This is a genomic window from Desulfosporosinus hippei DSM 8344, assembly GCF_900100785.1.
Classification (GTDB): Bacteria; Bacillota; Desulfitobacteriia; order Desulfitobacteriales; family Desulfitobacteriaceae; genus Desulfosporosinus; species Desulfosporosinus hippei.
This window is the reverse complement of the sequence record NZ_FNCP01000016.1, coordinates 23,342-45,410: the sequence shown is the minus strand read 5'-3', so window position 1 is coordinate 45,410 and position 22,069 is coordinate 23,342. Positions and strand designations below refer to the sequence as shown.

18 protein-coding genes and 2 riboswitches are annotated in these 22,069 nt (G+C 42.9%); of the genes, 4 read left to right on the top strand and 14 right to left on the bottom strand.

Going from position 1 to position 22,069, the window contains the following annotated elements; genetic code table 11:
• Positions 1–18 precede the first annotated feature (18 nt).
• The 4 genes from BLS16_RS14090 to BLS16_RS14075 form a co-directional block, all read right to left on the bottom strand.
• Entirely contained in the window at positions 19–1,599 is a 1,581-nt protein-coding gene (locus BLS16_RS14090; protein ID WP_092334308.1) for a HEAT repeat domain-containing protein, read from the bottom strand.
• 98 nt (positions 1,600–1,697) lie between these two features.
• Complete coding sequence (locus BLS16_RS14085) at positions 1,698–2,807, bottom strand: slipin family protein (RefSeq protein ID WP_092334205.1); 1,110 nt, start codon at positions 2,805–2,807, stop codon at positions 1,698–1,700.
• 541 nt (positions 2,808–3,348) lie between these two features.
• Complete coding sequence (locus BLS16_RS14080; RefSeq protein ID WP_092334203.1) at positions 3,349–4,356, bottom strand: WYL domain-containing protein; 1,008 nt, start codon at positions 4,354–4,356, stop codon at positions 3,349–3,351.
• Positions 4,343–5,626, bottom strand: a complete 1,284-nt coding sequence (locus BLS16_RS14075) for a WYL domain-containing protein (protein WP_092334201.1) — start codon at positions 5,624–5,626, stop codon at positions 4,343–4,345. Before BLS16_RS14075 ends, BLS16_RS14080 begins: the two co-directional genes overlap by 14 nt.
• A gap of 330 nt (positions 5,627–5,956) precedes the next feature.
• On the opposite strand from BLS16_RS14075, the gene BLS16_RS14070 reads away from it, so the two are divergent.
• Entirely contained in the window at positions 5,957–6,160 is a 204-nt protein-coding gene (locus BLS16_RS14070) for a pyridoxamine 5'-phosphate oxidase family protein (protein WP_242876294.1), read from the top strand.
• A gap of 83 nt (positions 6,161–6,243) precedes the next feature.
• Here BLS16_RS14070 and BLS16_RS14065 read toward each other — a convergent pair whose 3' ends face one another.
• The 3 genes from BLS16_RS14065 to BLS16_RS14055 form a co-directional block, all read right to left on the bottom strand.
• Positions 6,244–6,732: a GNAT family N-acetyltransferase gene (locus BLS16_RS14065; RefSeq protein ID WP_092334199.1), complete on the bottom strand. Its 489-nt coding sequence runs from the start codon at positions 6,730–6,732 to the stop codon at positions 6,244–6,246.
• A gap of 233 nt (positions 6,733–6,965) precedes the next feature.
• Positions 6,966–7,271, bottom strand: a complete 306-nt coding sequence (locus BLS16_RS14060; protein WP_092334197.1) for an AzlD domain-containing protein — start codon at positions 7,269–7,271, stop codon at positions 6,966–6,968.
• Complete coding sequence (locus tag BLS16_RS14055; protein ID WP_427846377.1) at positions 7,261–8,001, bottom strand: AzlC family ABC transporter permease; 741 nt, start codon at positions 7,999–8,001, stop codon at positions 7,261–7,263. The genes BLS16_RS14060 and BLS16_RS14055 overlap by 11 nt, the downstream gene beginning before the upstream one ends.
• Before the next feature lie 94 nt (positions 8,002–8,095).
• On the opposite strand from BLS16_RS14055, the gene BLS16_RS14050 reads away from it, so the two are divergent.
• Positions 8,096–8,971: a LysR family transcriptional regulator gene (locus BLS16_RS14050; RefSeq protein ID WP_092334193.1), complete on the top strand. Its 876-nt coding sequence runs from the start codon at positions 8,096–8,098 to the stop codon at positions 8,969–8,971.
• Between the two features lie 537 nt (positions 8,972–9,508).
• Here BLS16_RS14050 and BLS16_RS14045 read toward each other — a convergent pair.
• The 3 genes from BLS16_RS14045 to BLS16_RS23670 all read right to left on the bottom strand — a co-directional run bounded on the left by BLS16_RS14045 (position 9,509) and on the right by BLS16_RS23670 (position 12,288).
• Positions 9,509–10,051 carry a CAP domain-containing protein gene (locus BLS16_RS14045; RefSeq protein WP_092334191.1) on the bottom strand — a complete coding sequence of 181 codons (543 nt, stop codon included), beginning with the start codon at positions 10,049–10,051 and terminating at the stop codon, positions 9,509–9,511.
• Positions 10,052–10,213: 162 nt separating this feature from the next.
• Positions 10,214–10,298, bottom strand: a riboswitch (cyclic di-GMP riboswitch).
• Between the two features lie 24 nt (positions 10,299–10,322).
• Entirely contained in the window at positions 10,323–11,015 is a 693-nt protein-coding gene (locus BLS16_RS14040; RefSeq protein WP_092334189.1) for a class D sortase, read from the bottom strand.
• 1,099 nt (positions 11,016–12,114) lie between these two features.
• A complete protein-coding gene (locus BLS16_RS23670) occupies positions 12,115–12,288 on the bottom strand; it encodes a hypothetical protein (protein ID WP_176786175.1) in 174 nt (57 codons plus the stop codon).
• Positions 12,289–12,400: 112 nt separating this feature from the next.
• Between BLS16_RS23670 and BLS16_RS14035 the strand changes: the two genes are divergently transcribed.
• Positions 12,401–16,384: a SpaA isopeptide-forming pilin-related protein gene (locus BLS16_RS14035; protein WP_176786174.1), complete on the top strand. Its 3,984-nt coding sequence runs from the start codon at positions 12,401–12,403 to the stop codon at positions 16,382–16,384.
• Positions 16,385–16,737: 353 nt separating this feature from the next.
• Here the strand turns inward: BLS16_RS14035 and BLS16_RS14030 are convergent, their stop codons facing one another.
• Positions 16,738–17,589 (bottom strand): GGDEF domain-containing protein, encoded by an 852-nt coding sequence (locus BLS16_RS14030; RefSeq protein ID WP_092334185.1) that lies wholly within the window; start codon positions 17,587–17,589, stop codon positions 16,738–16,740.
• Positions 17,590–17,869: 280 nt separating this feature from the next.
• Between BLS16_RS14030 and BLS16_RS14025 the strand changes: the two genes are divergently transcribed.
• Positions 17,870–18,235 carry a helix-turn-helix domain-containing protein gene (locus BLS16_RS14025; protein WP_092334183.1) on the top strand — a complete coding sequence of 122 codons (366 nt, stop codon included), beginning with the start codon at positions 17,870–17,872 and terminating at the stop codon, positions 18,233–18,235.
• Between the two features lie 239 nt (positions 18,236–18,474).
• On the opposite strand, the gene trpD is transcribed toward BLS16_RS14025, so the two are convergent.
• From trpD to BLS16_RS14010, 3 genes are all read right to left on the bottom strand, one after another.
• Positions 18,475–19,593 (bottom strand): anthranilate phosphoribosyltransferase, encoded by a 1,119-nt coding sequence (gene trpD / locus BLS16_RS14020; protein WP_092334181.1) that lies wholly within the window; start codon positions 19,591–19,593, stop codon positions 18,475–18,477.
• A gap of 13 nt (positions 19,594–19,606) precedes the next feature.
• A complete protein-coding gene (locus tag BLS16_RS14015; RefSeq protein WP_092334179.1) occupies positions 19,607–20,641 on the bottom strand; it encodes a zinc-dependent dehydrogenase in 1,035 nt (344 codons plus the stop codon).
• An 86-nt stretch (positions 20,642–20,727) separates the two neighbouring features.
• A riboswitch (cobalamin riboswitch) is annotated at positions 20,728–20,904 on the bottom strand.
• Positions 20,905–21,074: 170 nt separating this feature from the next.
• The gene (locus BLS16_RS14010) at positions 21,075–21,527 is read right to left on the bottom strand and encodes a hypothetical protein (protein WP_092334177.1); all 453 of its coding nucleotides are present in this window, start codon (positions 21,525–21,527) and stop codon (positions 21,075–21,077) included.
• Between the last annotated feature and the right edge of the window lie 542 nt (positions 21,528–22,069).

The following is a 22,069-nucleotide window of genomic DNA, read 5'->3' as shown; positions in this document are numbered from 1 at the left end:
ATCTCAATTGTAGATTCACTATCTTCTAGTGACAAGAACAAATTGTAATTCTTTTAGGACATTCTCGCTGATTAATCCTTTTAGGCAGATAGTCTCATAAAAATTAATAATCTCTTTCTCTGTAGCTCTGTCTGGCTTAGAGTATAAGCTTGTAGATTTAGGCAACCACTTATTTAATAAATTTCTTGCTTCACTCAGAACCGGCTCTTGCTCTCTGGAGATGGCATAAAGAATAGCTTGAAGAGCCTGCCACCCTCCGTAACCATATATTATTTGAAGTGCAAGTATTCGGGTATTAAGATCTTCGCTCTTCAAGTTCTCTTTCATTGCAGAAAGTATATCTGGCATTCTTGTTCTTTTGCAAAGACGTTTTGCTGTTTTTTTAATCTTGGGCAGATCAGAATTTAAAGCGTCCAGTACAAAACCAACGGTATCCACTTTCGATAGTTGCCACATCGCTATCAGGGAAGCTAGTCGTATTTTAGGCTCTTCATTTGTTTTGAAACCACAAACAATATCAAAGTCTCTTTGTCCGCCTGTTTCCCCTAGCCCTGCGATAGCTCCCGGTAAAGAGTTCTTTAGAATTTGGTGCCGATAGAATTGCGGAATATCTGTGACTATTGAATGCTTTTTCAAGATAAATCTAGCGTCATCTCGCACGGAAGCAGACTCATCTATCAAGAGCATCTCTAAAATTCCTCTGAAATTCTGGCAGACAAAATCTTCGTGTTTCCTTAGTACTGCCGTTTTAACTTTAGCCGATTTGTCCTGAAGCAATTTTTCTATAATCGACTCTTGGGCTTGAGGTTCAAGAGTTTTTATTGCACCGACAAGCCACATCCTAACTTCAAATGATTTATCTTGAAGAGCAGAGATTATGATGGTTTCATCATTGACAATCCTATCCTTCAATAACTGATAGCAAAACAGCCGTGTCTTAACCTGAGGATGTTTAAGCTTCCTCTTAACTATATCTTTAAAGGAATCATCTTTGAGAAAATCTTCAACTAGTGTTTTTATTCGGTTAAGATCCACCCGAACCGAGTCTTGTAATTTATTAATTAATTCAAAGTGATTGATAAAAAGATCTATGTTGTCAGGAATGAATATGTTTTTAAGAATATGCTCCGCCAGATTTCTTACAGATACAACCCAATCATTGAGCCTTAAAAGAGTATATGGCACAGCGCTTGGGCTTTTTACCCCAGATATTAATTTCAAAGCCTTTTCCCGAACATAGCCATTACTGTTAAGTGAGGCAATACCTAACATGTGAATTGAGATATCGGTCTCAAACTCTAAAAGGCTAACCAAGCTTTTCTCGTCTATCCTAGTGTATTTAACCTGATCGTAGATGCGTCTCCAGTCCTTAGCCCCAATTCTACTCATGATTCCTGCAGCTATTTGGGCAGCAGTTAAAGCTAGCGTTGTATTTTTGATGAAAATTAGAGGAAAGACATATTCAATATCCTTTAGATCGATATCTTTGCTTAACCAAAGCAAGGCAGCTAGTTTATCTTTAACCTTCGGAAATCCGAACATTTTTAGGGGCTGGATTAGAGTCTGATGTGCAGAGTATTTATCAAGATATTCCATCATCAAATCACCACCTTCTTTTTCTCGATTCCCCTCCCGAAGGAAGGAAATCTCTCCTCCACCCATTGGTTCTTCCGAGAGATTTCTAACGAGCCCTCATCTTAATTCATTGACTTAGCCGAAAGCAAATTGTTCAGCTGTTCAAGCAAGCTTCCTCCACCTGTAAGGGATATATTTCCGATCTTATCACAGATTTTTTCTAAGAACTCCAGTTCCTTTAACCTATAAAGTGTCTGGTTTTCCTCCATCAGCTTTGCTGTATTTAGGAGGCTTCTGGTGGAAGCAACTTCCTCTCGGCGAGTGATGACGTTGGCTTGAGCCTTCTTTTCCGCAATCAACACGGTGTTGAGGATTTCTTTAATATCCCCAGGCAGAATAATATCTTTCACCCCAACAAAAATAAAGTCCACGCCAAAACCGGAGCTTTGCTCTTGGAATTTTCCAAGGATGTAGTTCCCTACTTCTTTCTTTTTCAAAAGAAGATCGTCTAGCTTTAACGATCCAATATATTCTCTTAAGATGAGCTGTAAAATGATATAAAGCTGTTCCTCAAAGGACTTTACTTCAATAACTTTTAGTGGATCGATAATTTTATACTGACAGACAAAATTCAATCTTAAGGTGATCTTGTCTTCCGTCATAATTTCTTGACCCGTCATATCCATCTGCTGCTGTCTTAGATCAACATTCTTCACGGCAATATGGACCGGACTCTTCCAAAAGTAATATCTGCCGGGTTCCAATATCCTTTGAATCTTATTATCGTAATAGAGGATCCCTTTCTCATAGCTTGCAACTTCGCAATAACTCAAAAAACCGGCTAGCTTCGGGTTACTGTAGACTGAAGGGTCTATATCCCCTTGGACTTCGGGATTGCGAATATCTATCATAGTAAACTCATGCTTTTTCATGACGTTCCAGAATGCATATATTCCTGGCTTAAGCACCTCAGTAAGCTTCTTATCTTCAAAATGGATAGCAATCTCATAATCCTGGATATCCATTACTGTGAGTTCCTGCAAAAGTTCATGATCTCCAAGAAACAGATTGATATTTTTACCGTTGGTCTCGAAGGTTTTATTGACATCTGATGTCACTACCTGATATTTAAGCAATGGATTAAAGTAGTGCTTCCCAGGTTTTAAGCATTTCGTATAGTTACCGTCTTTGAATAATAGACCTCTTTCATCATTCTTAATGCTTACCTTCATTTTAATCCATCCTTTTGTTAACAATTTTGCTGAATCTTTTTCGAGAATCCCTTCGGAACCTTAGCGGAGTACTGCTTAAGGACAGAGTTACCTATCTGGTCATGATGAATTGTTTAGGCCTAAGGCATAGCCTTGGCGTGAACTACTTCAGACAAGTTTAGGTTCGCTTTATCCGGTATCCGCGCACTTCATAGCTTAAGTCCCGCTGTCTCAGCAGATGTACTGCCCAACATGGGATTCTCTCCAAAGATCCAATCTTCAGGTGACCATTGAGCTAACCATAGCTTCAGATCCTTAGATCTGATGGGGATTCGAACCCCTTAATGCCGAAGGCTCTACCACTGAGCTAACTACCTTACGGTAATGGAGGAATCGAACCTCCGTTCTTCGGTTAATGAGCTCCAGATTCCGATACCGGCATACCTAAATCCTAAGAAGATCAGGTACCGCAAGATTATACAGAAATCTATGTATAGGAATTAGGAACATTTTTAGTATAGCGGGATAATTTAACGGTCAAAAGACAAAAAGTTTGCAACATTTATCTTGTTGCAAACTCTAATGATTTTCTTACTCGTCTTATTATTTCATCAGCGAGTCTTTGAGGGGTTATTACCTTGACATAGGGTCCTAAAGAAATAATATTCCGGATTAGATTTTCTTCTTCAAATAGGTAGTAATGCAGTTGTAACTCGTATTTATGATTTCCTAAATGTTTTGCTGACCTCTCCATACCGGAAAAGCACATGAAACTTCTTTCCATCGCTCCCTTTTTGTCCGTAACTTCTAAAACTATGGGCTCTTGGGAGTATTGTTCAAAAAGAAATGCCCTCGCGGCTTCTCGATCTATTGGGACCTTCTCGTTGACGATCCTTAGGTTTGAGAGCGTAAAAAGGTTGGCCATAATCGGCCTGTTATCATCAAGGGAAAACATGGATATGCGAAATCTTCCGTCCCTCATTGAATATTCAAGGCTAACCGGCACGGCCAGTTTATTCTTGTGAAAATTCCCTTTTCTATCTTGGTTATCATAGCGAATAGGCTTTTCTTGAATTAACGCTTCTAAGAGCAAGCGAAAATTAGTTTGGTAAATCTCCGGCTGAGAAATCTCCGGCAGCTGAATGATATTTGTCATTTCCAGATAGTCTTTTTGAACCGGTGTATCAATGTCACGCAGAATAGTTTGAAGCTGGGCCAAAGTCTGGTCGCTTAACATCATTTCTATTCCCGGTTGGCTAAGCAGCGCTTTTAGCCATGCCTTTTCTAGGTTTGAAAAACGAATCGGCAAGGGTTTTTTTTCGGTATCTCTAAGGCACGGAAAAAACAGATCCATCTCTTGTTTTAATAGATTGAAATTATTGTCTTTATCACCGCTATTCAATACGAGATCGGCAAAAGTGTTTTGATTTTTTCCGATAACTTTTTGTTCAAATTCTCCCTCATCAATGATTTTTAAAATCTCATCTTTGGTTTTCCCTGAGACACATTCGTTAATAATTTTAAATAACAGCTGAAAATATCTGTTTTTTACTTCATTAAACAACTCCATAGGACAAAAGAATCTCCTTCCAGTCTGCTGCGAGTTTATCGGCAAGTTCAGTACTTTTTAAGACCCGAATATTTCCTGCATAGCTTCGAAGCCAAGGAATCATCTCACCACTATCACTAACCTTCAGAGAATAGTGATAGCGACCTTCCTCAATTTTCTCCATTTTTCCACCGGGAGCTTCGTTTTTAAGTTTTTCTATCAAATATCTTTCCGAGGATTCATCAATTAATAGTTCCAATTTGATGTTTTCCGGTTCTTTACCATCTGCCAAAGCTACACTGGACCAGGTGTATTTCATACGCTCTTTGTAATTTTTTTTATAATCATCCCTGCTGAAGGATTCTTTTTGTAATTCAATACTCTCGATCCTATCCAGCCTTGAAATAATGCACTTACCATAATTATTGAAGGATATTAGATAAAACCTGCCATGACGCACATCATATCTTATTTTGTAAGGGGTTAGGACTTTATAGGAGTTCTGAGCGGGGCTTTTCGCTGTATGATAGTGAATTTTAATCTTTCTTTCCTGATGAATTGCCTTCAGAATCTCCCAGAGGATCTGTTCCTCAATAACAGGATGAAAGTGAACATACTTGTAATTAAACAAGTTAAAAGTGACGCTACGTTTTCTTTCATAATTCAAATAATCCTGAAGTGTTTGGGCACAGAAATAACCGATAGTTGTAGGAAAAACAATATTTTTATAAAGATCAATGGCCCTGAGCAACTCTAGTAACTGGTCGTAGCTCAGTTGATCTAATATATCCGGTGCTATAAAGTACTGTTTTGTCCTTTTCTCCGTATCACAAGAAAGTATACCGATTCCTTTAGACATTTCATTAAGTTTTCTTTCGATGGTCTTTACGCTGATTTTTTCGAAGTTTAAATGGCCATCATCAATTAGTTCATCAACTATAGCGTTTACTGAACAAGGAATATTTTTGGACTGAAGGTACATCAGAATCAGTAGATACAAATACAAGTCTGTCCTCGTAAAACTTTTGGTCATAAAAGTATGCACCAGGAAGTTGTCTGTATGCCTTAAGAAATCGTAAGTAAGGCTAATAAGCTTATACCGCCCATCCTTATCTACTTTTACATATTTCTTTTCGACATACTGTTGTATACGCCGTATTTCATAACTTACTTTCCGGGGACTGACATTTCTTTTAGTTTCGAGATCGTCAATGGAAAAGCATCCGTACAAAAAACAGTCTCTGAGAATGTTTCTGATGGTACTATAATGTTTTATAAAATCGTCAAACATATTGCTCCTTGTCTCAAACCATAACCCATTTACTTAGAGTATAGCTAATTGTAGATGATCTTTGTGAATATTTCAAATACTTAAACCAGACGTGATTTTTGGCTCTCTTAAGCTTGGTATAGATGGAATTCTTACCTGTGAATCTTTAATTCTATCTTGAATTATTTTTAATGAAAATCGCCTAGATTCCAGCTTTTAAGATATCAATTTTGTCCCGTATTTCCGACAAATATCATACCCACTGCTGCCCGGCTATTAGATCATAGTCTCCTGCCAGTACCGCAAATGAATGCCAATGTAGTGAAACTTCTCAAGGAGCAAATGTGGTTTTTGAGTACATATTCGGATGAGCCGAATGCCGTGCCAGTAGCTTTCAAGGACGTTACCGATGACGGCAAACTAGTGGTAGGTGATGTAGTTTTGGAAACTACAATTTCCAAAATTAAAGAAAACGGTAAAATAGCCATTTCTGCCTGCTATGGAGGGACCATGGAAGGATATCAGGTCAAAGGCGGCAGCGGCGCAATGAATTAAGTAAAGAGATTTCTAATTCTATGCTTAAACCCTCAAATATATAGGAATGAGCAATTTCACGATTTATCATCTGCTCATCAGTATTAAATTTTCAATTCAAATAAGGCAACCGTTCTTCTTTTAATGCTCGATGGCACTTCACCCATATATTTTGCTCCCATTTTTTCATAAAAACCTTTTGCGTAGGGATCGGACAACATGGATAAGCCGTCTATATTCCCTTTAACGCATATGCTTTTTGCTGCACCAATTAACTGTGTCCCAATTCCCAAACCAATAAACTCCGGCAAAATAAAAATATGTTCCAGCCAAAAGCCCTTTCTAAGCAGTACCTTACTAACCATAAAATCCTCTTGAACTTCCAAGACTGAGATATACCCAATTATTTGGCCATTATCCTCAGCCACGTAGACATAATTATCCTTAATATAATCAGCGGTAATGGTCAGCTCTGTTTTCCAGATATCTAAATAGGCTTCAGGATAATTCCAATATCTCTTTGCCGCAAACGAAATCATTGTTAAGACATCGCTTTCACTCTCTTCAGCAGGCCTGATTGCGATTTTTACCATTTTGCCCACTCCTTCCACTAATAACAATAAAAGGCAAACATCCTGTCAGCCCCATGATGCCACATAATTTTAGTTAAGTCAGTCCCTCTCCGGTCAGGTCTGTAAAGTTACTAATTATAGCATATTATCTAAGCAGGAATTAACTCAAGGGAGATTTCCAACGGCTTTTTCGCTGCTCTGTTTATCTATACCGGGGTTACAAGGAGGGATAGTGAGCGAAGCAATAAACAGGTTTATACCATCAACTCAACAATAAAGACCGATAAACAAGCCATGATAGATACCTTGAATAGACTGCCACCGCGATAGGCCAAGATTAAGGCCGTGCCGAATCCTGCCAGGGCGGACCACAGGTTTGCCGTCGCGCTTAAGATCGCGGGAAAGGTCATCACCGCCAGGGTGACATAGGGAACATAATATAGAAAGGATTTGAGATAAACGTTCCTGATTTCCTTACGCATGAAAATCAAGGGAATGAGTCTGATCAAATATGTAACCCCCGCCATGACCAGAATATAGAGATAGATATTACCCCTCATGGGCAGCCTCCTTCACCGGAAACAGGAGAGCAGCAATTCCTGCTATCGCTACCGTTAAGATAATGATTTTAAATCCCTGCGAGATTTGACTAAGGATAGGTAGTTGGGCAAACAGCAAACTCAGCAGCATGGATGAGATAATGATTCCCGTCAATAGTTTGTTTCCTTTTGCCGGCGGGACAATCACAGCGATAAACATCCCATATAGGGCGACACTTAAGGCGCTGATGATCCTTGCGGGCAAAATCTCCCCTGAAACAACACCGCAAAAGGTACCCAGCATCCAGCCCGCTATACTAACGCTCATCAGACCGTAATTGTAGAAAGGGTTCAGTTTACCTTCTTTGCAAACGGATACCCCGAATATTTCATCCGTAACGCCGAAGGCCACCATAAAGCGATGAGGCCAGCCTGCTCCTGCCTCGAATTTTTGCGATAATGAACAGGACATCAGACAATATCTTAAATTAATGATTAGTTGGGTCAGGGCCATTTCCAGATAAGTCGCGGAAGTCCCGATTAAAGCCAAAGCTCCGAATTGTCCTGCTGAGGTTAGGTTGAATGCAGACATGAAGACGGCCTGAAAGGGCGTCAGCCCAGCCTTCTTAGCCACAATGCCAAAGGTAAAAGAAACCGCGAAGTAGCCGAGAGCGATGGGGATACCGTCTTTGATTCCGTTTTTCCAGGGGATAATCTTGTTGCTCATTGAAACGTACCTCTGATCTATCATTATATTTGTTTCATCATACTCTCCCCTCTTGACATAAGTAAAACGAATTTCCATAATGAATATATAAGTTTTTCTAATGTATATGAGGTAAACAATGAACCGCTATCAAGCTTTTATGAAAATCATCGAAACAGGAAGTTTTACCAAAGCTGCTGAGGAACTCGGTTACACCCAATCCGCTATCAGCCAGATGGTCCGCTCCCTAGAGGAGGAACTTTCCACCATACTCTTTTTGCGTTCCCGGAAAGGGATCTCTCTGACGCCTGATGCCGAGGAATTCCTGCCCTACATTAAAGGGGTACATAATTCCCTCCGAGAGCTTGAGGAAAAACACCGGGAAATGCAAGGACTGCAAACAGGGATTATTCGCATCGGCACCTTCTCCAGTATTTCCAGCAATTGGCTTCCTGAATTAATCAGGGATTTTAAAGCCAGGTACCCTTCGGTATGCTTTGAACTTCACCAAGGGGAGTACACCAGCATTGCCCAGTTGATTAAAGAAGGGAGCGTGGATTTCGGCTTTGTCAATCCCGATGCTCAAGCTGTATCCGAACTCAAGACCATCCCCCTTCAACAAGACGAAATGCTGGTGGTGGTGCCCAAAAACCACCCCTTAACGCTCAAAAAGAAAACTTTACTTCATGACCTGGTCAATGAAGCCTTTATCCTCTTGGATGAAGGTCAATTAAGTGTGCCTTTGGAGTTTTTTAAACGGGAAAATCTCCATCCCAACGTCCAATACCGTGTTCATGATGACTATACGATTATGTCCATGATTGAAAGCGGCTTGGGAATATCTATTCTGCCGAAATTAATCATTAGCAGGTCCCCTTATCATATCTCAACCTTGGAGCTGTACCCGCCCATTGTCCGTACCATCTCCCTGGCCTTTAAAAACAAGAAAGTATTGCCCATTGCCAGCCGGTACTTTATGGATTTCATTGTCGAGCAGTATGGAAGGACAACCTAAGTCACCTGCTAAATTTTATGAGCGGACTGTTTAATCGTATACGTTTTACGATTGACAGTCCGCTCATTTCGTGCCAGGAATTAGCCCTGAACTTTTAATAAAATCCGCACCAAATTTGCATTTAGTCAATTTTTAATTACGGTACAAGTCTTAATTCTCGTCTCCCCGCTCAATTTGCCCAAGAAATTGGCTGGAAATATTTATTTATGTCTAAAAGGAGGTTCGATAATGGGTTGAACTAGGATATCCCCCATTAGTAGGTACCTGCTCGGGCCAACGAGAAACGAATACACATTCGTCTCTTGGACAGGCATTGCAATAGCTCAATATCCTGCTTCATCTTTCAATGCCTCGGGAGATTCAAAGGCTCAGAGTGCTTCGAGTTAAGAAAAGTTAAACTTTCCAATTATTAAGTTGAAAACCCTCCTTATAAGAGTTAGAATAAACTAAGAACAAGAATAAGAATAAATATAAAGGAAGGAGTAAATTGAAAACCATTACATTAATAGTGGCAATCCTTGTAAATTAAGATATTCACTAAGGCCTATAAAAAAGCTGGGAGCAATAAATTTTCTTATTCTCGTCAACATAAAAACCAGTGCCAACGCAGACGAATTTATCGCTCAGAATGTTTGCCTGATGCGACTCTGAAGTCATCCAGGCCTCCACCAACTTGGCAGGCGACGAAAAGCCACTGGAGAGGTTTTCGCCGACAGCAGTGTAAGCAAGGTTGTAGTCGGAGAATATTGTGAAAGCATCTGCTCCGTCAGGTCTTGTGTGTGAGAAAAAATTCATAGATTCTTGCGCCCTGATAGTTGCCATATAAGTAAGAGTTTGGCTTTCCTCAAGTGGGTTCAGCCCGTTTTTTGTTCGCTCAAGGTTGATAAGCCGAATAACTTCCGACCTGAACACTTCGGAATCTTCCCATGTTTGATTTGTCTGAGATACTGTGGCGGTATCCGGCAAATTGGCAATCCCAAGCTCCCAGCTTGCGGAGGCTGACCCAGGTAACGCAGTAAGAGCAATTGTTAGAAAAACAACCAGTAAAAAAACGGTGCTAAGAATTCTGCTTTTATTCATGCTTTTCTCCTCCAGTCAACTTGCTTCAGACACTATTAAGGGTGGTTAGTTCCCTCATCCTTTTGTGAGGCTATTTTTATCTTAAGGGAAAGGTGGTCAGAGAACGAAAAAAGTTCTGCTCAGGTTGCCTGAACAGAACTCATCAAAAACAGATGAACTACTTTCGGCAACCCGGCTGTCATAGTCTGAAGACCTTAGACCCGTGGCTTTGCGTCCCTGCTTTTCAACAGGTTTGCTATTATCGTTATAGTGTCCTTATGAAATTATGGATTTAATACCCTTCCGGCTTCATGCCGTTTATATCTATAAGCCGTGCCCGGACAATCAACCGCTGGCTGTTTACCAAATACGGTGTACAAGTAATCAGTGTAAGGGCATATGTTTCGCCTCTCACCTCTCCCAGTACCCAAGTATCTTCGGGCAAAACGGTAAAGCTTTCATATACGGAATAAGTATATACGTTGCCTTCGGCTTTCAGAATGATCCGGTTGCCAGAGACAAGCTTATTGAGATAACGGAAAGTTGTGGCACGATGCCCCGCAATCACGCAGTTTCCCTTTTGCCCTATGCCTTTGCTTCCAACCACCTGGCCGACGCCATAATGCAGCTGTCCCTCTGTCCCCTCCAGCACGTATTCAGAGACATTGAGCACCGGTATTTTTAAGATCCCGAGCTGGACATAAGCGGGCTGAGACGGGGATATAGCTTTTTCATCTCCGGGCAGACTGGCCGGCAAGGATGCTGCAGAGGGTATAGCCGGAAGCCCTTCAGGCTCGGTCTGGGTGAGAACAACGTCTTTCGCAACAATAGAGGCAGGATCCTGTACTGAGAATTCGCTCTGGTCGTAACTGCCGAAAAGTGTTCTCCATGGGTAATGATAGGTTTTAACGACAAAAGCATCCAGAATCAGGCAAAGCCCAAGCACAATGAGCACCCAGGAAAGGATTTTCCTGATAGTCAGCATCCTAACATTCTGCCTCCTTTGGCGCTACCGTACTGCTTCGATAAAATCCTATCACATATTTAGGACAGATGCAATACTTCTGAAGTTGCCGGATTGCCACAGCATATCAAGAGATAGATAGGATTTACGAGATATATTATCTGAAATTTTACAGCGCAATGTGGGAGGTCATAATTATGAAACTAAGTAGAAAAAAGCTTCTAAGTATAGCTATTGCTGTACTTCTTATGCTGCAGATTCTGCCGCTGAATCTGGCAGCTGCCGCCATACCCGCCGACCTGACCGGTACTTCCTTTCTGGTGGTACATGGAACAGACTATCTTCCCGCCCCTCAGGCATCTTCACTGAGCATAACCCAGGCGGACGGTACCACCCCTATTCTTCCCGAGGCGGACGGAAGCTACAACAATGTCCCTGCCGGAGCTAAGATTGTGTTGGACTATGGCTTCCACTTAGAAGACGGCAGCGGCGCAGACATTTACGACTATACTGGCGAAGAATACTTTACCGCCGCCCTTCCCCAAGGGCTCAACTTTGCTCACACCACAGACGATGTGATTGCCAGTGACGCCGGCGGCGACATCTACACTCTCGCCACCTGGAGCATTACCGGCAATACACTCAAGGTGGAACTTACCAAGGAATCCGAGGACCCATCCGGCTACGGCGGAGCGGCTAATGACGCTCATCTGGACAAATGGGGACGGATTCATATAGAGGGTACCTTTAAAACTTTGAATGCTGGCGACGGAACCACCACGGAGATTAAATTCGGCAGCCAGGTCATCATCATCAAACGACAGCCCCTGCCTATGGAAAGCAAACTCGCCAAAAGCGGCAGCTATGATCCCTCCGCCAACGAAATTACCTGGACGGTATCCGTAACCCCTCCGGCAGGTGACCCTAATATGGCTTATGACGGATATTCCCTGATTGATGAATTCGGCTCAAACCAAACCTATGTTGCCGATTCCTTTACCGTGGCCGGCAGTCCTGTCCCTGATTCCGACGGAGCACTGGCCATTGATCCTCCCACTCGGACAATTAATTATACCTTCCCCGATACTGACCCTGATACCAACGGTGCCCAGACTGTGACCTACAAGACTGCTCCTTCAGACTTTTCATCGGAAAACGGTTCTTCAAACAATGCCGAGTATTCTACCTTCAACAATAAAGTAAACTTGAAACGCGGTACAGATGCGGCGGCGACAGAAGCATCGGCTTCTCTAAAGCTGGACTGGATCTCCAAAAGTGGGGTCTCCGTCGCCACGGCAAGCGACCCCACCCTCGCTAAATGGACGGTATCCGTGACTGTGCCGGGCCAGACCGGCAAAGCCATAACTGGTGCGGAGATCACGGACAGCATTCCCGCTGATTTGGAATTGTTTGCCGACTCGAGTTATCCTGTTCAGATCCAGTTCGGTTCGGGTTCCCCCACTGAGGTCAGCAGCGGATCCGGAGACGGCCAATACAATTACGATTCTTCCGGAAACACCCTGACCTATCTCTTTCCTGCGGGCAGTCAGCCCACAGCCGGAACTACTGCTACTCTGAGCTTTTATACCCGTGTGAAAGCTTCGGCTCGAGACAGCTACTTGGATAGCAACGGCAATATTACTTTCACCAATGAGGCAAGCCTGACTTGGAGTGAAACCACTACGATAACCTCCCCTTCAGACACTGCTTCCATTACAAACGGCGTCGGCTCGGGAGGACTTTTATCCAAGTCCTCTGCAGGAGGAACTCCAAACTATGAGTATTCCGCTGGGGATCCCGGCACCATCCACTGGACTACCACTGTCAATCGTAACGGAATCAGCATCGTTGATGCCAAAGTCACTGATAATATTCCCCCCGGACAGGAGCTGCTCCTGGACAGCAGCCATCCCTTCACTGTAACGAAAAAAGGCACGCCGGATTCTGAGGTGGAAAACTTTTCCTCCCCTCCTTCCTCCGGCAATCTCACCTCCGCAGACAGTTTCAAGAATGATTTTTCCTATGAATTCCCCCAGGAATCCTCCGGTACTGACACTATCAGTGGAACCTACACCTTAGATTATTACACCCGGATTCTGGATACGGTTCCGGGAACGGCAGGCGACAATTCGGGGCTTGACACTTTATATTCCAACGGAAATTCCAGTGGAATCGTAACCTTCAAAAACGGCGTGACCTTGACCCGTTCCGGCAGCACCGTGACAGGCGAAGGTAGCAAGGGCTACAAAAGCCAAATCCTCGATAAAACCGTGAAGACGGCTTATAACTACACTGAGCGCACCCTGGAATGGCAGATTGTCGTCAACCGCAATAAATTACCCCTGACCAACGCCAAGGTTACTGACACTCTTCCAACGGGAATGACCCTCCTAATCGACGCCGGGCATCCTTTCACCGTTACAACGGCAGGCGGCGGGGCACCGGGTACCTTAACCACCGGTGCCAACGGGGACACTTCCTTTGTATATGACCTTCCCTCCTTAACCATGGATCAATACACCATCACCTTCTGGACCTTAATGAATGAAGATGCCTTAAAACTCCAATGGAACGGAACCAAAAATTTCACTAATAACGTATCTCTTGAGGCGGCTGAGATCTCATCTCCTATAACAAAATATGCCGTAGCGCAAATCAAAAACCCGGTGATTACGAAAACCTATGCTTACACCCCCGGATCAGATTATATTAGTTGGTCCGCAGTGATCAATCCGGGTCAAATGACCCTGCCAAACGGAGTCATCACAGATGTCCTGAATTCTGGGTTGCAGCTGGATCCAGCTTCCCTGAAACTGTATACTGTTCCCGTGGACCCCATTACCGGCGAGGCAGCTCAGTCTTCTGCAGGTACCCTAGTGACCGGCGGCTATAACGTGACACAGCCTACCACCGGCAATAGCAATACGCTGGCTGTCTCCCTGCCGGCAAACACCAGCTCCGCCTATCGGTTGGAATTCATTACCAACATTCTGGTGGACAACCTGGACATCGCCAACTCCATTACTTTATCGGGAAGTGCGGGAGATACTTCCGGCAGTGCCGACTCCACTCAGATCCACATTGTTAATCTTTTCTCCAGCGGAGGCAGCGGTAGCAACACTCTTAGCGTGCACAAAACGGACACTGACGGCAACCCGCTGGTGAACGCAAAATTCCGGCTGCTCAATGTCAATAAACAACCCGTCACCAGCGGTGGAAATTCCATTATCCGCACAACAGATGCCTCGGGAAATGCAGTGTTCAATAACCTGCCATCCTGGGTATTCTATGTGGAGGAAACCGAGCCCCCTGCAGGCTATTTCTTGCCTTCCAATCCTATCTTTGGGGGAAATCGCTTGAGCGGTAGCGAAACCGTCTCCGTTTCTGACACACTTGCCCTGGCGACGGTAGACTTTGAGAAAAAGGGGGCAGGAGGAGCTCTCCTTTCCGGCGGCGTCTTTACCCTGACAGGTAAGAATTATTTGAATAATGACGTAAGCCTGACAGCCACCGCCGTGAACGGAATCGTATCCTTTACCGGGGTGCCCTTAGGTAAGACGGGAGAACCCTACACGATCACAGAGTCTGTCCCGCCGGAGGGACATAGCCTTAACGCATCGACTCTGTCAGCTACAGTGCTTTATAACGCAGATAAAACCGCTCTGACTGTCACAGTGACACCCAATGAACTGGTGAATACTCCCCTGCCCGGAACCGTTTCCTTCACTAAAACAGGATTGGGCGGAGTTCCTCTTTCCGGAGGTACCTTTACCCTGACGGGCACGGATTACGACGGTGTCCCCGTGAATATGACCACTTCCGCCGTCGGTGGGACTGTGACCTTTCCTCTTGTGCCTATCGGGAATTACACTATTGCCGAAACTGATCCCCCGGCAGGCTATCTGCAGCCCGGCAGCCCTGATATCCTGACAGCCTCTGTCGAGTATAACGCAGCCCAAAATGCTGTCGTTTCCACCCTGCGCCGGACCTCTTCAGGAACACCGGTTGTCAATGAGTTTGCCAACACACCCGCCCTGGGAAGTATTTCCTTCTCTAAAATATCCGTTAGTGGTGCTCCTCTAAGCAACGGTATCTTCATGCTGACGGGGACGGACTATTCGGGAAAACCGGTAGCAATGACAGCCTCAAGTGTAGCCGGCATAGTTACATTCAATGAAGTGCCTCTCGGAAACGACTACAAAATCAGGGAGACAAGTCCACCCGCCGGTTATATTCTATCCAACACGGAGCTTACAGCAAGCGTTGTTTATAACGCCGACAAGACCTCAGTCATAACCAGCGTGACCCCTGATACTTTAACCAATACGCCGTCATCATCTGTAACAGTTTTTGGAAGCATAGAGATTACCAAAACAAACGAGGACGGCAGCAAACTGGCGGGAGCTGTTTTTACCCTATACTCCAAAACAAGCGGCAAGATCATTGCCACAGCCAGCTCCGATGCAAAGGGCAGAGCCTACTTTGATAACGTTCCCACAGGACAATACGTTATAAAGGAAACCAAGCCTCCTGAAGGATATGCTCTCAATACGGAGAGTATTGATGTGAGCATCACCGGTACCACTACCCGTTCCTTCACCGTGATCAATCAAAGGGAGGAAGCTCTCCCGGGCAGCATCGAAATCACTAAAACGGATGATCAGGGAAACCTGCTCAAGGATGCTGAGTTTACTCTTTATGACGCCGGCGGTACAGCGCTCCAAGTTATTGTGACGGACGCTAACGGCCGCGCTTTATTCGAGAAGCTTCCCCCCGGTGTCTATAAGGTTTCCGAAACCCGTGTGCCCCCGGGTTTTAGCGCCGCCACGGGCAGCACAGAGGTTTCCCTAAGTAGCGGGCAGACTTTAAAGCTCACTATTAAGAATCAAAAAATTGATGCTCCAATAGTTCCGGAAGTTCCTACTCTTCCTGAGAACTCTCTTACCGGCAGCATTCGGATTAAAAAAATTACTAAGGATTCCACTCCCCTCTCCGGCGCGGAGTTTACACTCTTCGATACGACGGACACGGTTATCGTCAAGGCTATTTCCGATCAGGACGGTTTAGTTAATTTTGAAAAACTTGCACCGGGCGAGTATACTCTCCGGGAAACTGCCGCTCCGAAAGGTTATGCCCTCTTTTCCGAACCTTTAGCCGTCAGCCTCAAAGAAGAGCAGGTACTCTCCTATACTTTACGAAACAATCTATTGACCGATGAAAATCCTGCCGTTTTGGGCTGGTATGATGACAATACACCGTCACCGGGCGGAATCCTGCCAAAAGCGGGAGGAATATCCCGCACATTCTTGATTGGCATGTTCGGATTTATCCTGCTCTCAGCCGGATTGCTTTTAGCCAAACCCAAAAAATACCGGAGGAAACTCAGCTGATAAGCCAATCAGTTTTATGCCGGTGTGATTACCCTCATAATAAAACGCCATAGCAAACCTTACTTTTCCAGCTAAAAAACAGCAGAGATGCAACAGCCACTTAAAGAGCGGACGGCTTCAAAAATTACCAAATAGACCGCATCTTTGGGAAGAGGCGGTCTATTTCGGTTCAAGCACTGAAAATATTAGCACCAACAATGTTGCAAATGAAATCATCGACACAATAAAAAGCACTTTTTGGGTGCTTTTTATTGTGTCAAAGTGGTTTAAATATCTTACCTCAAAATTTATATAACAGCATTTAAAAAATATTTTAATGTGATAAACTTCACCTTTTCTATGATTGAATGCCTTCAGCACACTCTGTTACGTCCTTTGTTTTTGGCCCGGTATAGATTCTTGTCTACCATGGCCAACAATTCCGATATGCTTGTAACCCCGGAATTTTTAAAGACGGTTTGAATACCTATGCTGCAAGTCACCACTATCTTTTTTCCTTTATAATAAAAATTATAGTTTTCAATGGTTCCTCTGAGCCGGTTAGCAATGCTTTTGGCGGCTTTTTTTCCACTGTCCGGGAGGCAGATGAGGATCTCATCGCCGCCGTAGCGAGCAACCCAACCGCTTCCTCTGCGGAGATGCTTTTGCAGCAGCAGAGCCAGTTTCTGCAGTACTAAGTCACCAGCCGCGTGGCCATTTTGGTCATTAATCTGTTTAAAATAGTCAATATCTATAAAGAGAACGCTTAGCGGTACATCCAATTCGAAGGAACTTTGCATATCGATAGGCAGCCGCTCATCGATATATCTCCGGTTATAAAGCTTCGTGAGGGAGTCTGTGATGGCCATTTCCTTTATTTGATGAATATACAAATCTTCGAAGCCTCGGGTCTCCGGACTTAAATGGATGTTTTGCCGGATAAACTGTTTGAATTCTAGCCAATAGGATTTGTCCCCAATTATGAAAGGTATGGTGGTTATGGCAGTAACCCAGTTATCGACTAAGAGCACTCTGAAAGTCGAGCATAGGGAACGACAGAATATATTTAGCTTTTTAAGATCCTCCGGGTGAACATTCTGCATGCAATTTTTATTTGAGCTCTCATAAACCAGATTATTGTCAGTATCCGTGATGCAAATTAACGTATTGAGTGACTCTAGCGCTCGTAAACTATCTAAGGCATCCCTTAAATTTTCAAAAACCATCTTCATTCACCTTTCTTAAGGAATATAAGGAAATGACGCGCTTTTTGCGCGTCATTTATGAAAGTAGTCTAGATTTTATGTGCAAATCTGTTCTTTTGATTATTACAATGTTATAGATAAGCCTGACTGCCAAAATTCATCATCATGAATGAAAGAACTCTTTTTTACACATTATAAATGTATTATTGAACATATTACATCAATAATAAGTTTAAGTCAATACACCAATAATGTGTGTGATATTATTTTATACACTATTTAAATGTAAAGGAAGCATGCTATGAAGGAGTCATATGAAATAATCCGCGGGCTTCGAGAAGATAAAGATTTGAGACAACGGGATATTGCCAAAATTATCGGAACGACACAACAACACTATTCCAGATGTGAGCAGGGTGAATCTGATCTTCATACCCGGGCGGTTATCACGTTGGCAAATTTTTATAATGTATCAACGGATTATCTTTTAGGCAGAACTGAATGCAAACAGGGCATTGACGTACTGAATCAATTTGTCGCTGAAGATTATACAACCGGGCAGCTTTTAACAGAAGTGCTCTCATTAAATAGTGTTGGACGATGTGCCGTAATTGAGTATATCGAACTTCAGAAACTTAAGGAAAAAGTACATAGAACTGGAGAATAAGGCAGCGGCCTGTTCAATCGTATAGGTGTACGATTGAACAGGCCGCTCTTTTTTGCTCCTTTAAGATATTCCTCAATTAGAGAGAATTTCTCCGGTAGGTAGACCTGGCTTTATCCATTTCAACACATTGATAACTTTCCCTAGATACCCTTACATATTTATCCTTACATTTTAAGGCATACAGTTTTATAGCTGTTCATCCTCTCTGCCATTTATATTAGTAAGCGTTAGTTGAACAATTACATGGCTAAAGTCTTCAGAGTGAGTTTTTCCAATTTGGCTAATCCTTTTTGAGGGCTATGATTCTGTTCCTCTACCCAATCTCTTAATTTACGAATAGCTTTCCCACTGGCAATAGTTTCTTTGGCTTGGTTAAACCCTGCCTTGATTGTGGCACATTGGTTCATGAGATAAAGTATCAAAGCGGCATTTAAACACACAATGTCTGAGAGTGAGCCCAAATCCTTACCCTTTAACAAGGCGATCATGCGAACGGCCTCTTGTTCCAGGTTATTGAGTGAAGCTATCTCAGCTCGATTGCCTCGCCTGATCCCCAGGTCTTCAGGAGTGAAGGAATACTGAACTATTCTACCGTCTTCCTTTAATTCAGCAATAAAGGTCTCTCCCAAGTTGGAAGCCTCATCCATCCCTAAAGTTCCATCTTCAGTCACCCCATGGACAACGATTGCCTTTTGATAACCAACCTCCTTCATTACCTGGGCAACGGGTTCTAACATTTCTTTGGCATATACCCCACGCACCCCGTATTTGGGCAGGGCCGGGTTGGCCAGAGAGGCCGCAATATTGAGAACAGTCCCAAAAGAAATTTGAGAAAGAATTCTTCCTAAGGCTTGAGGATGAACCTTAGGACTCATCCCATTAAATATTCCAATACCTGCTTTTTCAATGCTCTTTTTAACTATCTCTGTATGGCATTCTACATCGACACCCAGTTCTTCCAGAATATCAATGGTGCCGCAATAAGAGGTAATAGCTCTGGATCCATGCTTGGCCATGGTAATTCCATTGGCTGCAGCGATAATCGAAGCAGCCGTACTGATATTAAAGGTTTTAAAGGCATCCATTCCGGTACCTGAATTATCCACTAGAGGAAGCACTGTTTCTGGAATTACTTTGACCGTATCAAGTTCATAAATAGCCTCCCAACTTCCCGCAATCTCCTCAGCTGTTTCACCTTTCGCTGACAGAGCGGCTAAAAAGGCTCCTTGATGCATATCCGATTGCTCATTGAGGAGGATTTGAGAAAATACTGCTTTGGATTCATTCCTGGTGATATTTTGGGCCTTAATTAACCTGGCTATTACTGATCCGAATTCTTTGGCTTTTTCCTTAGACATAATAATACACTCCTTAAAACTCAACGATAATTGATGTTTCAGACATAGTTCCCACCATCTCTAAACCACGTTGTATTTCATCTAATGAAAGTCTTTGAGTGATCATATTTTTCACATTTCCTTTATTTTTAGCTATTAGTCCCAAGGCATTTCTGTTATCTGATAGAGAACATCCATAGGCTCCTGAAACCAATAGCTCTTTATAGTGAATGATATTGAAATCAAAGCCCAGGGCTGTATTCCCTATTATTCCACTGAAAAAGCCCAAACGTCCTCTTTTAGCTAAAGCATTTATTCCTTGGCTAAAGGCTTCTATACCCGGGCAACAGGGAATAGCGACATCCACTCCGGTACCATTTGTAAGCTGAATTATTTCTTTAACTAAATCCTTGTAATCTACGTTGATCAAGTAATCAAAATCAAATTTCTCCCCATTCTTCAGTCTCCTTTCGTTGATCTCAGCGACAATAATTTTCTTTACTCCACGGGCTCTGGCTAATTTGGAATTTAAGATTCCTAAGGGTCCCGCACCAATAATCAGTATAGAGTCCTCAGCCGAGACATTTAAGGAATTTTGTATGTTGACAGAACAAGCCAAAGGCTCAATGAGGGCAGCCTCTGCATAGGAAATATGATCAGAGATAGTCTGGATTATTCCGTTCTTAACCCCTCTGGCCGGGATTAATAAATACTCAGCAAAGCCACCATGCACGTGAAATCCAATTATCTGGACAGAATCACATAAGTTATCTTGACCCTTTAAACAATAGTTACAAATACCACATGGTATGCCGGGGGATACCTGAACCCTGTCCCCAACAGAGACCTGATTAACATTCTGCCCTCTGGCAACCACAGTGCCTGCCACCTCATGTCCTAAAATCCGCGGGGTTTTCAAATCTTTTTGTCCCTGCATTAAGCATTTCATATCCGTACGGCATATTCCGCAGGCTTTAGTTCTAATAAGAACTTCTCCCGGTCCGCAGTGGGGAGTCTCCAGATTAGTCAGGGTCAACTTTTCAATAGCTTCCAGTACAGCAGCTCTCATTTTGATCCTCCTAAAAAAATAAAAAATCCACACTATTCATTAGCGTGGATTTTCCATCATCCTCACGGGACCTTTTCCCTCGGTAAAGGTCACTCTTTCCTTAGGCAGGTCTCCTGACTCAGGATCATCGCCATTATGCCCCTTCCCCCAACTTTGGAGTGGTTGTTGGCATTGGCTTACCTATACAGTGGCGGGCCCGTCCGGGACTAACACCCGGTTCCCTATTCTCCCTTTAACAGGGCACCTAAGAAAAATATTATTATATTAGTTAAATTATATCCAAAAAGTGGATTGTGTCAAGAATAATCTGTTATTTTTGCCGTAATTTGACTCTTGTAGTTTCTCCAGTCTCCGGGTGTTCCTTCAATTCAAATTCCTGCTTTGATGGTCATGCAGATGTTCTCTATCAGACCCCATTATGCCCCTAACCAGATTAAAATTTAGAGTTGTCATAATTGTACGGTATGCTCATTCCAACTACTACGTCTTCAATTTTTTCGATAATCAGCCAATCATCCATATTCCCTTGGTGGTCAAAGGCCAAGGGTACAATTTCTTCTACCTCTGCAAATTCCACTAAGCACAGGCATTTTTTATGCCACCTTGCCTTTTGCTTATCCGTCAAGCTAAGCTTAGCCTGATTTTCTTGAAGTGTTTTTGTGATTTCTTCTTCCGTCAATTTGACATAGTTCTGAATATCGATAACCTTAGCCGCAGCTGAGATTTTAGCTGTTCCTTTTTTCATAAAGTAGAGAGTTTCACCTTTAAAAACTCTGCTGTGAGGAATCTTTCTTCCTGCTGCTCCTCTGACTACCATTGTTTTCTCTCCGGCAAGTATTTTCTCCAGAACCTTTTCCCGGTCATCACAATAAACTAAATGTACCATAATTCTACTTCCTTCATATGAATATTTTGGAAACCACTCTGCTACCAGTTAAACAACACCCCAGAATAACAAAATATAATAGTGCCTCCAATTATGCCAGAAATAGAACTTGCCCTTGAACCGTAGTTGTCCTTATATTTTAGACCAATTACAAATGATGGAATAAAGAATGCCAGCGAGTAGAAAATTGTATAATGGATTCCAGTACCACCATTCGACCATGAACTTAGCCCAACTCCATTTAAGATATAATCACCAATACAAAAACTTCTATGTGAAATGCTAAATAGGATACCAAGTATGCATAATACCAATGATATACTTCCAATTCCTAACTCTTTATTTTTTTTAATGCTAATTCCACTCCTTTTCTACTAATGTCTAGATGTAAGAAGCCTTTATAAAAACTTAGACAACCTTAATCATTTAAGGGGTATCTTGTCAAAATACACAAATTAAATTATAGCGAATATCACATAAAAGAGGCCAGTCCGACTTTCAAACGCGTAATTCAAAGTCTGACTGGCCTGGCAGTGGCAGCT